Source organism: Allochromatium tepidum, from assembly GCF_018409545.1.
Taxonomy (GTDB): Bacteria; Pseudomonadota; Gammaproteobacteria; order Chromatiales; family Chromatiaceae; genus Thermochromatium; species Thermochromatium tepidum_A.
The window spans coordinates 2,958,136-2,972,415 of the sequence record NZ_AP024563.1 but is presented as its reverse complement, the minus strand read 5'-3'; the positions used below and the strand labels follow the sequence as shown (position 1 = coordinate 2,972,415).

At 65.1% G+C, this 14,280-nt stretch carries 13 protein-coding genes; 11 read left to right on the top strand and 2 right to left on the bottom strand.

Annotated elements, in window-relative coordinates; all coding sequences use genetic code 11:
- Nucleotides 1–8 precede the first annotated feature (8 nt).
- Entirely contained in the window at nt 9–2,801 is a 2,793-nt protein-coding gene (ppc, locus tag Atep_RS14320) for a phosphoenolpyruvate carboxylase (RefSeq protein ID WP_213379123.1), read from the bottom strand.
- A gap of 122 nt (nt 2,802–2,923) precedes the next feature.
- Nucleotides 2,924–3,838, bottom strand: coding sequence for a serine/threonine protein kinase (locus Atep_RS14315; RefSeq protein WP_213379122.1), 915 nt, complete (start codon nt 3,836–3,838; stop codon nt 2,924–2,926).
- A 163-nt stretch (nt 3,839–4,001) separates the two neighbouring features.
- Here Atep_RS14315 and Atep_RS14310 point away from each other — a divergent pair, with 163 nt between their 5' ends.
- The 11 genes from Atep_RS14310 to ubiB all read left to right on the top strand — a co-directional run bounded on the left by Atep_RS14310 (nt 4,002) and on the right by ubiB (nt 14,215).
- Nucleotides 4,002–4,868, top strand: coding sequence for a YicC/YloC family endoribonuclease (locus Atep_RS14310; RefSeq protein WP_213379121.1), 867 nt, complete (start codon nt 4,002–4,004; stop codon nt 4,866–4,868).
- Nucleotides 4,865–5,506 carry a guanylate kinase gene (gmk, locus tag Atep_RS14305; protein WP_213379120.1) on the top strand — a complete coding sequence of 214 codons (642 nt, stop codon included), beginning with the start codon at nt 4,865–4,867 and terminating at the stop codon, nt 5,504–5,506. Before Atep_RS14310 ends, gmk begins: the two co-directional genes overlap by 4 nt.
- 13 nt (nt 5,507–5,519) lie before the next feature.
- Entirely contained in the window at nt 5,520–5,834 is a 315-nt protein-coding gene (gene rpoZ / locus Atep_RS14300; RefSeq protein WP_213379119.1) for a DNA-directed RNA polymerase subunit omega, read from the top strand.
- Nucleotides 5,821–8,121 (top strand): RelA/SpoT family protein, encoded by a 2,301-nt coding sequence (locus Atep_RS14295; protein ID WP_213379118.1) that lies wholly within the window; start codon nt 5,821–5,823, stop codon nt 8,119–8,121. The genes rpoZ and Atep_RS14295 overlap by 14 nt, the downstream gene beginning before the upstream one ends.
- A gap of 84 nt (nt 8,122–8,205) precedes the next feature.
- Nucleotides 8,206–8,625 (top strand): DUF2384 domain-containing protein, encoded by a 420-nt coding sequence (locus Atep_RS14290; RefSeq protein ID WP_213379117.1) that lies wholly within the window; start codon nt 8,206–8,208, stop codon nt 8,623–8,625.
- 85 nt (nt 8,626–8,710) lie between these two features.
- Nucleotides 8,711–9,259 (top strand): ATP-dependent protease subunit HslV, encoded by a 549-nt coding sequence (gene hslV, locus Atep_RS14285; RefSeq protein WP_213379116.1) that lies wholly within the window; start codon nt 8,711–8,713, stop codon nt 9,257–9,259.
- 90 nt (nt 9,260–9,349) lie between these two features.
- Nucleotides 9,350–10,678 (top strand): ATP-dependent protease ATPase subunit HslU, encoded by a 1,329-nt coding sequence (hslU, locus tag Atep_RS14280; RefSeq protein WP_213379115.1) that lies wholly within the window; start codon nt 9,350–9,352, stop codon nt 10,676–10,678.
- Nucleotides 10,679–10,710: 32 nt separating this feature from the next.
- Nucleotides 10,711–11,073, top strand: coding sequence for a gamma-butyrobetaine hydroxylase family protein (locus Atep_RS14275; protein WP_213379114.1), 363 nt, complete (start codon nt 10,711–10,713; stop codon nt 11,071–11,073).
- Between the two features lie 111 nt (nt 11,074–11,184).
- Nucleotides 11,185–11,934, top strand: coding sequence for a bifunctional demethylmenaquinone methyltransferase/2-methoxy-6-polyprenyl-1,4-benzoquinol methylase UbiE (ubiE, locus tag Atep_RS14270; RefSeq protein ID WP_213379113.1), 750 nt, complete (start codon nt 11,185–11,187; stop codon nt 11,932–11,934).
- Nucleotides 11,931–12,575, top strand: a complete 645-nt coding sequence (locus Atep_RS14265) for a ubiquinone biosynthesis accessory factor UbiJ (RefSeq protein ID WP_213379112.1) — start codon at nt 11,931–11,933, stop codon at nt 12,573–12,575. Before ubiE ends, Atep_RS14265 begins: the two co-directional genes overlap by 4 nt.
- Nucleotides 12,572–14,215, top strand: coding sequence for a ubiquinone biosynthesis regulatory protein kinase UbiB (gene ubiB / locus Atep_RS14260; RefSeq protein WP_213379111.1), 1,644 nt, complete (start codon nt 12,572–12,574; stop codon nt 14,213–14,215). Before Atep_RS14265 ends, ubiB begins: the two co-directional genes overlap by 4 nt.
- Nucleotides 14,216–14,280: the final 65 nt, after the last annotated feature.

Genomic DNA, 14,280 nt, shown 5'->3' with positions numbered 1-14,280 from the left:
GCGGCTCATCACCCCGTATTCCGCATCCCGGCCGCCAGCGCATTGATCGAGCGCAGTAGCGGATCGAGCCATTCCTCGCGCCGTGCCTCGTCCTCCTCCGAGCGATAGCGCTCCAGCAGCGCGACCTGGATATGGTTCAACGGATCCAGATAGAGATTGCGCCGGGCGAGCGAGTGACGCAGCTCCGGGGTCTCGTCCATGAGCGCGTGCAGACCGGCGACATTGAGCACCTGAACCAGGGTCCGCTGATATTCCTCCTCGATCAGCCCCAGAATCTGAGCCGCGCGCTCGCGATCCTCGGCCAGGCGCAGATATTCGCGCGCGATGTGCATCTCGGCCTTGAACAGCGACATCTGCGTATTGGAGAGCAGCGCCCGGAAATAGGGCCAGTCTTGATACATGCGCTGGAGCTTGGCCAGCCGTTCGAGGTCATGGCCGCGATAACGCTCGATGGCCTGCCCGATGCTGAACCAGGCCGGCAACGTCACCCGCGCCTGCCCCCAGCCGAACACCCAGGGAATGGCGCGGATCGACGACAGCGAGCGGTCGGCCTTCTTGCGATGCGCCGGACGCGAACCGATGTTCAAAAGCGCGATGCCGTCGAGCGGCGTGCATTCGTAGAAATAATCGAGGAACCCTTCGGTATCACGCACCAGAGCTCGATAGGCCGCCTCGCCGTGACGCGCCAGCTCGTCCATGATCGCCAGATAGTCGTTGCGTTCCGGCTCGGGCGGCTCGATCAGACAGCGGCTGGCCTTGATCAGTCCGCTGATGCCCATGGTCAGCTCATAGCGCGCCGTCTCCGGATTGGCATAACGGTAGGACAACACCTCGCCCTGCTCGGTGAACTTGATCTGACCATGCACGGTATCGACCGGCTGGGCGAGGATCGCCTCATGGGTCGGGCCGCCGCCGCGCCCGACCGTGCCGCCGCGCCCGTGGAACAGGCGACAGGCCACGCCCCGATCGTCGGCCAGCGCGATGACCTTCTTCTGCGCCTCGAACAGCTTCCAGCTCGACGCCAGGATGCCGCCGTCCTTGCACGAGTCGGAATAGCCGAGCATCACCTCCTGCTGATTGCCCGAGGCGCGCAGCAGCGCCAGATAGGTCGGATCATCGAACAGCGTACTCATCACCCGATCGATGTGGCTCAAATCCTCGATGGTCTCGAACAGCGGCGAAACCTGGAGGGTGCAGAACCAGCCCTGATTGTCCAGACCGACCAGTCCGGCCAGACGCGCCAGCAGCATCACCTCCATCACATGACTGGCGGCATGGGTCATCGAAATGACGTACTGCCCGAACACCCGCTCGCCGACCTCGGCGCGCATCCGGGCGATGACCTCGAAGGTCTCCAGCGTCTCGCGCGTCTCCGGGGTGAGTGTGGCCTTGTCGATGACGAAGGGATGCGGATGGGCGATGGCCTCGGCGAGCGCCATCAGCCGTTGTTCCTCGCTGAACGCCTGATAGAAGGGCGCGCCGGGCTGACGCGCGAAGAGCTCGGTGACGGCCTGGGTGTGACGGGTCGACTCCTGACGGATGTCGAGATGGACCAGATGAAAGCCGAAGGTCTCGACCAGTCGGATGAGATCCTGTAGCGGACCGGCCGCCGCGCCGGCGTCGCCGTGGTGGATGAGCGAGTCGCGGATCAGATGCAGATCGGCGAGGAGGACGGACTCGCCGGCATAGCCGTCCGGTAGCCCATCGTCGCTGAGTCCCTCCATGCGCCGGCGGATCCGGTCGAGATTGGTCCGGAGCCGATGCCCCATCATCGCCAGCTTGCGCCGATACGGCTCATAGAGAAAACGTCGCTGACGCTGCCCCATGACCCCGACCCAGTATTCCTCGTCGGCATCGAGACTGTCGAGAAAGGCCGGCGAGGGCCGGCAGAGCGCGCTCGAATGACTGAGCATCCGGCTCAGATCCTGGAGACGCTCCAGATAGGCCTCCAGGATCAGCTCGGCGTGCATGCGCACCGCCAGCTCGGTGGTCTCGGGCTTGACGAAGGGATTGCCGTCGCGGTCGCCGCCGATCCAGGAACCGAAGCGGATAAAGCTCGGCACCCGGATGCCGCAGCCGGCGCCATAGTTGCGCCGCACCGCCTTCTCCAGGAAACGGTAGACCTTGGGCACGGCCTCGAACAGCGATTCGCGGAAAAAGTACAGCCCGCGCCGGATCTCGTCCGTCACCTGCGGCTTGTGGACGCGCACCTCGTCGGTCTTCCACAGGATCTGGATCTGGGTCAGGATCTCCTGGAGCTTGTCCTCCAGCTCCTCCTCGTTGAGCTTGAGCCGGTGCAGATCCTGTCCGGCGAGGAAGATGCGTCTGAAGGTCTCCGAAATGGTCCGGCGACGCGCCTCGGTCGGATGGGCGGTGAAGACCGGCAGATAGATCAGATGCTCCAGCAGACTCTGGAAGTGCTCGGGACTGACGCCGTCCTCCTTGAATCGGCGCACCGTGTCGTCGAACGAACCGACCCACAGCCGCCGGCCGGCAGCGATCATGTCCATGCGCGCCAGATGCGCGTTCAGTTCCTCGGCCACGTTCACCAGCCCGAAGTAAATGGTGAAGGCACGGATGACCTCGGCGAGCGTCTGCGGGTCGAGGCTCTCGATGCGCTTCATCAGCTTCTGGCGCAGCTCGGGGTCTTCCTGCTCGCGCAACTGCATGAAGCCGTCGCGCAGACGCTCCACGACCACCAGTACGCGCTTGCGGCTGTGCTCGCGCAGCACCTCACCCAGCAGGGCGGTGTAGAGCTGGATGTCGCGTTCCAGCGTCTGGGTTTGGGGATGTTCGTTCATCGGGAATCCAGGTTCGGTGGCGGAAGGAGAGCCGGAATGGCGTGGATACTACCGCGAGCCTATCCCGGTCGCCAAAAGAGCCGCTCCGGGCCGTTCATGTGTCCCGCTCGACCACAGGCGACTCAGTCCGCGCCGCCCTCGCGCATCCGCGCCAGATGCGGGTCGTCGAGATGGGGCAGGAGCGCCACCAGCAGCTCTTCGGCATCCTGGGGGCGCTTCTCCGGTTCCATCGACATCGACCAGTCGACCGCCTTGAGCAGGAAGTCGGGATAGCGGTCCTTGAGCGCCTCGACGGCCGGAACGACCTTGTCCTCCTTCTGGCGCTCCGGCGCCGGCTGGGGCGTGCGGCCGTCCATGCAGGTGCGAATGCTGGCCCCCACGGCGTAGACATCCGTCCAGGGGCCGACCTGACCGGCACGGAAATACTGCTCGACCGGCGAATAGCCGGCGGTGATGACCTGTCCGCCGTGCGAGCGACCGCGATTGAGCGGATGGACCGCGCCCAGATCGAGCAACAGGGGCATGTTGCCGTGACGCAGATGGATGTTGCCGGGCTTGACGTCGAGATGGACCATGGAGCGCCGGTGCAGCAGCGCCAGCGCATCCAGCACCGGGATGAAGACCTCCAGGATGAAAGAGGTGCTCAGCCCCCCCTTGCGCTCGCGCAGATAGGCCCCCAGATTGCGCCCGCGCTCGTTGGGCATCACCATGTAGCCGGTGTCGTTGGCCAGGAAGAAGGCGAGCACCCGCACGATGTTGGGATGTTTCAGCGACGCCAGCGCCTTGACCTCCTGGAAGAACAGCTTGCGTCCGTGATGGAGGCTCTCGGCATATTCGATGCCTGCCGGCACCACGCGCCGGTCACGATCGCGGCGCGCGAGCTTCTTGGGCATGTACTCCTTGATGACCACTTCCTCGCCGGTGTCGTCGTCGGTCGCCAGATAGATGAGGCTGAAGCCGCCCTTGGCGATCGGCTTGACGATGCGGTAGGTGCCCACCTGGGTGCCCGGTGGGAGCGTCTCTCGTGCGGCGGCCATGATCGGGACGATGGATCTCCACGCGGACGTTGACGGGGTGCGAGCGGTATACTGCGTTCTGATTTATGATAAACCCTGTCTGGCCGGGTCGGCAGCGATTCGTCCTCTATTCGACCGCCGATCCGAGACAGGCTCCCCGCCCTCAAGAGACGCCCCTGAACCAATGATCAAGAGTATGACGGCCTTCGCCCGCGAGTCGCGGACGGGCGATGTTGGTGAATTGACCTGGGAAGTGCGCACGGTCAATCACCGCTTCCTGGAGCCTTACATCCGCTTGCCCGAGGAGCTGCGCGGACTCGACACCCAGGTGCGAAACCGTCTGGCGGCGCGTCTCCAGCGCGGCAAGGTCGACTGCACCCTGCGCTATGCCCCGGCCGTGGGCGCAGCGAACGCGATTCGTATCAACCGGCCCTTCGTCGAGCAACTGCTGGCCGCCGGGCGCGAACTCGGTGCGCTGACCGGCCGCGCCCAGGAGCCGACTCCGTTCGATCTGCTGCGCTGGCCGGGCGTGGTGCAGGAGACCGAGCCCGATCTCGACCGGCTCGGTTCCGAGGCGCTGGCGCTGCTCGAACAGACGCTGGATTCGCTGCTGGAGACCCGCGAGCGTGAGGGTGCAAGGTTAGCCCAATTGCTGCGCGAGCGTTGCGAGCGTCTGGGCGAGAGCGCCGCGCGGGTGCGCGAGCGTCTGCCCGAGGTGCTGGCCGGCGTGCGTCAGCGCCTTGCAGACCGCCTGACCGAACTGCGCGCCGAACTCGACCCGACCCGGCTGGAGCAGGAGATCGCCCTGGTTGCCGCTCGGCTCGACGTCGACGAGGAACTCGACCGGCTCGGCGCCCATATCGAGGAAGTGCTCGATGTCCTGACCCGCGACGAACCGGTCGGTCGCCGGCTCGATTTTCTGATGCAGGAACTCAACCGCGAGGCCAACACGCTCGGCTCCAAGTCGGCCGATGTCGCCGTCACCCGCGAGGCGGTCGAGATGAAGGTCTTGATCGAACAGATGCGCGAGCAGGTACAGAATCTCGAATGAACGACCTATCCCGATCCGAGCCTACGGGGCTTCTATTCATCGTCTCTGCGCCCTCGGGTGCGGGCAAGACCAGTCTGGTCAAGGCGCTGGTCGAACATGATCCGGGGCTGGCGCTCTCGGTGTCCTGCACCACACGCCCGGCGCGCGAAGGTGAGCAGGACGGCGTCCACTACCATTTCCTCGATCGCGAGCGCTTCGAGCGCGAGATCGGCGAGGGCGCCTTCCTGGAGCACGCCGAAGTCTTCGGCAATCTGTACGGCACCCGCGTCGCCGACGTGCGCCGCCGGCTCGACGCCGGCCGGGACGTGCTCCTGGAGATCGACTGGCAGGGCGCGCGTCAGGTGCGCGAGCGTTTTCCCGAGGCGATCGGACTCTTTGTGCTGCCGCCGAGCATCGAGGAGCTCGAACGCCGTCTGCGCGGGCGCGGCACCGACAGTGACGACGTGATCGCCCGCCGCATGGCCCAGGCCCGCGACGAGCTGGCCCATTTCGCCGAATACGGTTATCTGGTCGTCAACGACCGCTTCGAGACCGCGCTCGCGGCGCTGGCGGCGATCGTCACCGCCGAGCGCCAGCGACTCGCGTATCAGCGCCCGCGTCTGGCGACGTTGCTCGACCCCATCGAATCCATTACTTAACAAGGAGACCATCATGGCCCGCATCACGGTCGAGGATTGCCTCGCACACGTCGACAACCGTTTCGATCTGGTTCTGCTCGCCACCAAGCGTGCGCGTCAACTGGCCAATGGCGTCGAACCGCTACTGGCGGCGGAGAACGACAAGCCGACCGTCCTGGCCCTGCGCGAGATCGCCGCCGGCAAGATCACCAAAGCCATGATCCAGGAGGCCCAGCGCGAGATGGACGACACGGCGGCGGCCGTGGAACAGGCACTGGCTCAGGAGTTCGCGGCCGCCGCCACGCCCGAGGCCGACGACGCGGAATCCGATAAGGATGCCAAGGACTGACGAGGCCACCGCCGACAGACGTCCGGCCGCGCGGCCCGAGTCGGGCGCGGTCGGCCCGGACGCGCCCGTCCAAAAGGTTCAGGCGCTCAGACCTCTGGACCGGACGCCGCCCGTCGAGCCGCCCCGGCCCGCCGGCGAGACGCGCTATCTGATCAGCGATTTCTGCGCCTATCTGGAGAGCTATCTGCCGCCCGAGCAGATCAGCGAGTGCTATCGCGCCTATCTGTTCGGCGCCGAGGCGCACGAGGGCCAGCAACGCAAGTCGGGCGAGCCCTACATCTATCACCCGCTGGCGGTCGCGCGCATCCTGGCCGAGATGCGCATGGACTATCAGTGTCTGATCGCCGCCCTGCTGCACGACGTCATCGAGGACACGTCGGTCGACAAGGCACAGCTGGCCGAGACCTTCAGCCCCGAGGTCGCCGAGCTGGTCGATGGGGTCAGCAAGCTCACCAAGCTGGACTTCAAGTCGCGCGCCGAGGCGCAGGCGGCGAGCCTGCAAAAGATGCTGCTGGCGATGACGCGCGACATCCGCGTCATCCTGATCAAGCTCGCCGACCGGCTGCACAACATGCGCACGCTCGACTCGATGAGTCCGGAGGCCTGCCGGCGCATCTCGCGCGAGACGCTCGACATCTTCGCCCCGATCGCCAACCGGCTCGGGATCAACTGGATCCGTATCGAGCTGGAGGATCTGGGCTTCGCGCACTACTGGCCGTGGCGGCGACGGGTCATCCAACGCGCCCTCCAGGTACGCGGCGGCGGGACGCGGGTCGAGATGATCGGCCTGGTCGAGACGGCGCTGCGTCATGCCTTGCAGCAGGAAGGCATCGCGGGCCGGGTCGAGGGGCGTCAGAAGCACCTCTACGGCATCTATCGCAAGATGCGCGACAAGTCGCGCGGTTTCTCCGAACTGGCCGACGTCTTCGCCTTCCGGGTGACGGTCGACCGGGTCGACACCTGTTATCGGGTGCTGGGACTGGTCCACAACCTCTACAAGCCGGTTCCGGGACGTTTCAAGGACTACATCGCCATCCCCAAGGCCAACGGCTATCAATCGCTCCACACGGCCTTGATCGGGCCGCAGGGCATCCAGATCGAGATCCAGATCCGCACCGAGGACATGCAGCGTCTGGCCGAATCGGGCATTGCTGCACACTGGATGTACAAGAGTGGGGGCCAGTCCGCCGGTGCCAATCCGTCCGCGCTCGCCGCCGACTGGTTGCAGAACCTGCTGGAGATGCAGCGTGATGCGGGCAATTCGGTCGAGTTCCTGGAGCACGTCAAGGTCGATCTGTTTCCAGGCGAGGTCTATGTCTTCACGCCCAAGGGGCGTATCCACTCGCTCAAGCGCGGCGCGACCGTGGTCGATTTCGCTTATGCCGTCCACTCGGACGTGGGCAACACTTGCGTGGCGGCGCGCATCGACCGGCGCATGGCCCCGCTGAGCACGCCGCTGCGTAATGGTCAGACGGTCGAGATCATCACCGCGCCGGGCGCGCGGCCCAATCCGGGCTGGCTGAACTTCGTGGTGACGGCCAAGGCGCGCGTCAACATCCGTGGGTATCTCAAGAACATCAAGCAGCGCGAGGCCCAGGCGCTCGGGCGGCGGCTGCTGAATGCCGAACTCGCTCCGCTGGGTGCCGAGGTCGAGACGCTCGAACCCCTGCGTCTGGCGGCCTATCTGGAGGAGGTGGGCCTGGAGAGCCTGGAGGATCTGTTCGGCGAGATCGGTCTGGGCAACCGGCTGGCGCCGCTGATCGCACGGCGTCTGGCCGGGGTCGAGGGTGAGGAGTCCGAAGCGTCTGCGGCGGAACGGGACGATCGGGACGTGCATCCGCATCGGCTGGCGATTCGCGGCACCGAAGGCATGGTGGTCAACTTCGCGCGCTGCTGCCGGCCGATTCCGGGCGATGCCATCACGGCGGTCTTCAGTCCGGGGCGCGGGATCGTGGTCCATCGGGCCGAGTGCCGTAATCTCGGGGGGCTGGAGGGCAAGCGCGACAAGCGGCTCGATGTCGAGTGGTCCAGGGAACCCGAGGGCGAGTTCGCCACCGAGATCCGGGTCGAGGTCAGCAATCGGCGCGGCGTGCTGGCCGTGATCGCCGGGGCGATCGCCGAACTCGGCTCCAACATCGAGAACGTCCAGACCATCGAAAAGGACGGCATGATGACGGATCTGGAGTTCCGCATCCTGGTCAGGAGCCGCCATCATCTGGCGCGCATCATGCGTCGGGTGCGGCTCATCCCGCTGGTCGATCGCATCACGCGCATCACGCGATCCTGAGCTTGGAACTCGGTCATATCGACGCCATTTCAACGACTGAATCGCGTCCACGACCGTAAACACATCAGGATCGAGAGGCTGCCCATGACCGATCTCACACTCGACGAACGTCTGCTGCTGACCCGGCGCACCATGCAACTCCTGGAGGACTGGGGACTGGCGGCGCACGACATCGCCGTTCTGCTGCAACTGCCGCAGACGATCAAGGCTCGCCACATCGGGCGCTTCCACGATCAGGACGTCTTTCCCGACGATCCGGCGGTCAACCGGCGTGTCGCCTATCTGAACCGTATCGAGCAGGCGCTCCACACCTATTTCCCGCGCAATCCCGAGATGCGTAAGCTCTGGGTGCGGCGCGCCAACAAGCAGTTCGGACGCCGCGCCCCGGTGGCGGTCATGATCGAGGACGGCGAGAGCGGGCTGATCTCGGTGCTGTCGCATCTGGATTGCACCTTCGCCTGGGATCTGACCGGCTCGCGTGCCGACTATCGGCGCGCTTCGTAGCCACTGATCGCCAACGATCGCGTTTCGGGATCGCGGTGCTTTTCGATTAAGATATCCGCAATCCAGTGTTCGGCAGTCAAGCTCAATGGAAAATCTTCGCGGTACGACAATCCTCTCGGTACGACGCGGCGACACGGTCGTGATCGGCGGCGACGGTCAGGTCTCGCTCGGCCCGACCGTCATGAAGGGCAATGCGCGCAAGGTGCGCCGGCTCTACAAGGGGCGGGTGCTGGCCGGCTTCGCCGGAGCCACGGCCGACGCCTTCACCCTGTTCGAGCGCTTCGAGGGCAAGCTCGAAAAACATCAGGGCCACCTGACCCGCGCGGCGGTCGAGATGGCGAAGGACTGGCGCACCGACCGCATGCTGCGCCGGCTCGAAGCCCTGCTGTGCATCGCCGACGCCGCCACCTCGCTCATCCTCTCCGGCACGGGCGACGTCATCGAACCCGAGCAGGACATCATGGCCATCGGCTCGGGCGGTTCATTCGCGCTCTCGGCCGCGCGCGCCCTGGTCGCGAACACCGAACTCCCGGCGCGCGAGATCGTCGAAAAGAGTCTCCACATCGCCGCCGACATCTGCGTCTACACCAACCACAATCTCGTCATCGAGGAGTTGGACGCCAAGACGGATTGACCGGATCCGCTCCAGCCGTCGCCCAAATCCGTGTGTTCACACTGACGACAACCGACAATCCCCGGCCGGCCCAATCGACCAGCAGCTTCCATGTCTGAAATCACCCCCCAACGCATCGTCGCCGAACTCGACAAACACATCGTCGGCCAGAGTGACGCCAAGCGCGCCGTGGCCATCGCGCTGCGCAATCGCTGGCGCCGCGCCCAGATCGAAGAGCCGATGCGCTCCGAGATCACGCCCAAGAACATCCTCATGATCGGCCCGACCGGTGTGGGCAAGACCGAGATCGCCCGCCGGCTGGCCAAGCTCGCCAACGCGCCCTTCATCAAGGTCGAGGCGACCAAGTTCACCGAAGTCGGCTATGTCGGACGCGATGTCGATTCGATCATCCGCGATCTGACCGACATCGGCGTGAAGATGGCGCGCGAGCAGGAGATGGCCAAGCTCGCCGATCTCGCCGAAGCCGCCGCCGAGGAGCGGATTCTCGACGTGCTGCTGCCGCCGCCGTCGAACTTCGAGGAAGACGGCCGCTCGACGGTCAGCTCGACCACGCGCGAAAAGCTGCGCGCCAAACTGCGCTCCGGCGACATGGACGATCGCGAGATCGAGATCCAGGTCTCGGCCGCGCCGCTCGGGGTCGAGATCATGGCCCCGCCCGGCATGGAAGAGATGTCGAACCAGCTCCAGAGCCTGTTCCAGAATCTCGGTCAGAGCCGCACCAAGCGGCGCAAGCTGCGCATCCGCGACGCGCGTAAACTGCTGAAGGATGAGGAAGCCGCCAAGCGCGTCAACGACGAAGAGATGAAACTGCGCGCCCTGGAGAACGTCGAGCAGAACGGCATCGTCTTCATCGACGAGATCGACAAGGTCGCCAAGCGCGAAGGCACCAGCGGCGTCGACGTCTCGCGCGAGGGCGTGCAGCGCGACCTGCTGCCGCTGGTCGAGGGCAGTACGGTCTCGACCAAGCATGGCGCGGTGCGCACCGACCATATCCTGTTCATCGCCTCGGGCGCCTTCCATCTGTCCAAGCCCTCGGACCTGATCCCCGAACTCCAGGGCCGACTGCCGATCCGGGTCGAGCTCAAGGCCCTGAGCACGGACGACTTCGTGCGCATCCTCACCGAGCCGGACGCCTCGCTCACCGACCAGTACAAGGCGCTGCTGGCCACCGAGGGCGTGAACCTGGAGTTCACCGAGGACGGCATCCGCCGTATCGCCGAGATCGCCTGGCAGGTCAACGAGAAGACCGAGAACATCGGCGCGCGGCGTCTGCACACGGTCCTGGAGCGGTTGCTGGAGGATGTCTCCTACAACGCCACCGAACTCGACCGCGTGACCGTGACCATCAACGCCGCCTATGTCGACCAGAACATGGCCGATCTCGCCGCCGACGAGGATCTGTCGCGTTACATCCTCTAGTTCCAGACCACCGACCACGGATTCGAGACATCATGCCAGTACCCACAGAGTTGAATCTGCACCGTCAATCCCGCGTGCTCGAAATCGCCTACGAGGACGGCACCCGCTTCAAGCTGCCGTGCGAATATCTGCGCGTCTATTCGCCCTCTGCGGAAGTCCAGGGTCATAGCCCCGACGAGCGCGTGCTCCAGGTCGGCAAGGAAGACGTCGGCATCGACCGCATCGAGCCGGTCGGCAACTATGCCGTCTGTCTGCACTTCGACGACGAGCACAACACCGGTATCTATTCCTGGGACTATCTCTACCGCCTCGGCGCCGAGTACGAGCAGCGCTGGAACGCCTATCTCGACGAGCTCGAGCAGACCGGCCATCCGCGTAAAGTACTCCAGTCCTGATCGAGCCACGAGCGCGCCAATCACCCAAGATCCACTGCGACGGTTTAAGATAGGCGCCCATCGCCGTGGGCGTGCGCGCCCATGAACCCCAATTCGTCACCGGGATACAGCATGTCCGATCAGAACACCACCGATTTCGGCTATCAGCAGGTGCCGGTCCAGGAGAAGGCCAAGCGCGTGCGCGAGGTCTTCGACTCGGTCGCGACCCGCTACGATGTGATGAACGATCTGATGTCGCTCGGCATCCATCGGCTCTGGAAACGCCATGCGATCGAGCTATCGGGCGTGCGTCGTGGGCAGCGGGTGCTGGATCTGGCCTCGGGCACCGGCGATCTGGCCTATCGCTTTTCGGGTCTGGTCGGTCCGGACGGGCTGGTGGTGATGACCGACATCAACGCCGCCATGCTCGGCGAGGGTCGGACCCGGATGCTCGATCGCGGTCGGGTCGGCAATATCCGGTACAGTCTGGTCAACGCCGAGCAGATCCCTTTTGAAAGTGATCTGTTCGACTGTGTCACCATCGGTTTCGGTCTGCGCAACGTCACCCACAAGCAGAAGGCGCTCGACGAGATGTTCCGGGTGCTGAAGCCGGGCGGGCGGGCGCTGATCCTGGAGTTCTCGCATCCGACCACCAAGTCGCTGAGCAAGGTCTACGACGCTTACTCCTTCTCGGTCCTGCCGACGCTGGGCAAGCTGGTGGCCAATGATTCCGAGAGCTACCGCTATCTGGCCGAGTCGATCCGTATGCATCCGGATCAGGAGACGCTGCGCTCGATGATGGAAGCCTCCAGCTTTGAGCGTTGCGAATACTTCAACTATACCGGCGGCATCGTCGCCATCCATCGCGGGTACAAGCTATGAGCGCGGACGGCCTCCAGATCCCGGATGCGCTGCTCGCGGTCGTCGAGCAGGCGCTCAACCGCTATCTCGCGCTCGATCCCGAGGGCGCGGCCGCCTTCGATCCGCTCGAAGGGCGGATCATCGCCATCGAGGTCAAGGGCTTCGGCACCCGCATCACCGTCATTCCGGGCGCGCGCGGTCTGCAACTCTTCGGCGCCTATGACGCCGAGCCGGACTGTCTGATCCAGGGCTCGCCGCTGGGTCTGGCGCGTCTGGGCATGGCCGAGCGCAAGGAGACCTCGCTCGTCTCCGGCGAGGTCGAGATCTCGGGCGACACCGCGCTCGCCCAGGACTTCAGCGCGGCGCTGGCGCGGCTGAACGTGGATTGGGAAGAACAACTGGCGCGCGTCATCGGCGATCCCTTCGCGCGTCAGGTCGGCAACCGGGTGCGCGAGGCCGAGCACTGGAGCCGGCGCACCTCGGCCTCGATGATGGCCAATCTCACCGAATATCTGCAAGAGGAACGCCGTCTGCTGCCGACCCGCTACGAGGTCGAGGCGTTCCTGAATCAGGTCGACACCCTGCGCGACGATGTCGAGCGTCTGGCCGCACGGATCAAGCGTCTCGCCAAACAGGCTCAGGAGACCGGTCGCCAGTCATGATGGGTCCACGTCAGGCGCTGCGTCTGTTTCGCATCAATTGGGTTCTGCTCCGTCACGGTCTCGACGAAGTCATTCTCGCCACCCATCTGTTCCGGCCGCTGCGCTGGATCAAATATCTGCTGCCCTGGCACTGGGTCAAACGCGACCTGCCGCCCTATCCGGCGCGCGTGCGGCTGGTGCTGGAGGATCTGGGACCGATCTTCGTCAAGTTCGGACAGATCCTCTCGACCCGGCGCGATCTGCTGCCCGATGATCTGGCGGTGGAACTGGCCAAGCTCCAGGATCGCGTCCCGCCCTTCGGCGGCGAGGCGGCGCGCGCCCTGATCGAGAAGGCTTGGGGCCGACCGATCGAAGAGGTGCTCGATCAGTTCGATCCGGTGCCGCTGGCCTCGGCCTCGATCGCGCAGGTGCATACCGCGCGCCTGAAGGACGGCACCGAGGTCGTGGTCAAGGTGCTGCGTCCCGGCATCGAGCGTACCATCCGTCAGGATCTGAGCCTGATGTATGCCGTGGCGCATCTGGCGCAGCGTTATTGGAAGGACGGACGCCGTCTGCGTCCGGTCGAGGTGGTGCGCGAGTACGAGAAGACCATCTACGACGAGCTGGATCTCCAGCGCGAGGCGGCCAATGCCTCGCAACTGCGCCGCAACTGGCTCGGCAGCGAGATGCTCTACATCCCCGAGGTCTACTGGGACTGGACCCGGCCGAACGTCATGGTGATGGAGCGCATCTACGGCACGCCGGTCGGGGAGGTCGACAAACTCAAGGCCCAGGGCGTGAGCATGAAGCAGCTCGGCGAGCGCGGGGTGGAGATCTTCTTCACCCAGGTGTTCCGCGACAACTTCTTCCACGCCGACATGCATCCGGGCAACATCTTCGTCGAGCCGTCGGGGCGCTATATCTCGATCGACTTCGGCATCGTCGGCACGCTCACGACCGAGGATCAGCGCTATCTGGCCGAGAACCTGCTCGCCTTCTTCGAGCGCGACTACAGGCGCGTGGCCGAACTGCATGTCGAGTCCGGCTGGGTGCCGCCCGGCACCCGGGTCGACGAATTCGAGGCGGCGATCCGTACCGTCAGTGAGCCGATTTTCGAAAAACCGCTGGCCGAGATCTCGTTCGGTCACTTCCTGGTGCGGCTGTTCCAGACCGCGCGCCGTTTCGACATGGAGATCCAGCCGCAGCTCGTGTTGTTGGAGAAGACCCTGCTCAACATCGAGGGACTGGGACGTCAGCTCTATCCCGAACTCGATCTCTGGACCACGGCCAAGCCCTATATGGAACGCTGGATGAAGGATCAGGTCGGGCTGAAGGGGCTGTTCGACCGCACCAAGCGCAATCTCTACTCGGTTGCCGATCAGGCCCCTGAGCTGCCGTTGATCGCCTATCGGATGCTCATGGCCTACGACAAGCAGGTGCGCAGTGCCAAGTTCGATCAGGCTCAGGTCCGGGAGCATCAGGCCACGGCCTCCGGGGCCATGCTCAAGTCCATCGGCGGCGCGACCCTGCTCATCTGCGCGACCCTGGTGCTGCTGCTCGGCCCGGGTCACTGGCTGCCCGAACAGGCGGCGGCCGGCGTGATCGCGGCGGCCTATCTGGCTGGGGCTTGGCTGTTCGTCTCGGCGGCACGGGCAGCGTGAAGCCGTCCGGCGGCTGGTAGCCGTCGACGCTATATCCTCCATCGATCCCGACAATAGACAGGATC

Excerpts from the sequence above, each read along its gene's own strand:
- Atep_RS14310 (WP_213379121.1), top strand. The coding sequence starts at position 4,002 with ATGATCAAGAGTATGACGGCCTTCGCCCGCGAGTCGCGGACGGGCGAT.
- Atep_RS14295 (WP_213379118.1), top strand. The coding sequence starts at position 5,821 with ATGCCAAGGACTGACGAGGCCACCGCCGACAGACGTCCGGCCGCGCGG.
- hslV (WP_213379116.1), top strand. The coding sequence starts at position 8,711 with ATGGAAAATCTTCGCGGTACGACAATCCTCTCGGTACGACGCGGCGAC.
- ubiE (WP_213379113.1), top strand. The coding sequence starts at position 11,185 with ATGTCCGATCAGAACACCACCGATTTCGGCTATCAGCAGGTGCCGGTC.
- Atep_RS14275 (WP_213379114.1), top strand. The coding sequence starts at position 10,711 with ATGCCAGTACCCACAGAGTTGAATCTGCACCGTCAATCCCGCGTGCTC.
- Atep_RS14265 (WP_213379112.1), top strand. The coding sequence starts at position 11,931 with ATGAGCGCGGACGGCCTCCAGATCCCGGATGCGCTGCTCGCGGTCGTC.
- gmk (WP_213379120.1), top strand. The coding sequence starts at position 4,865 with ATGAACGACCTATCCCGATCCGAGCCTACGGGGCTTCTATTCATCGTC.
- Atep_RS14290 (WP_213379117.1), top strand. The coding sequence starts at position 8,206 with ATGACCGATCTCACACTCGACGAACGTCTGCTGCTGACCCGGCGCACC.
- rpoZ (WP_213379119.1), top strand. The coding sequence starts at position 5,520 with ATGGCCCGCATCACGGTCGAGGATTGCCTCGCACACGTCGACAACCGT.
- Atep_RS14315 (WP_213379122.1), bottom strand. The coding sequence starts at position 3,838 with ATGGCCGCCGCACGAGAGACGCTCCCACCGGGCACCCAGGTGGGCACC.
- ppc (WP_213379123.1), bottom strand. The coding sequence starts at position 2,801 with ATGAACGAACATCCCCAAACCCAGACGCTGGAACGCGACATCCAGCTC.
- ubiB (WP_213379111.1), top strand. The coding sequence starts at position 12,572 with ATGATGGGTCCACGTCAGGCGCTGCGTCTGTTTCGCATCAATTGGGTT.
- hslU (WP_213379115.1), top strand. The coding sequence starts at position 9,350 with ATGTCTGAAATCACCCCCCAACGCATCGTCGCCGAACTCGACAAACAC.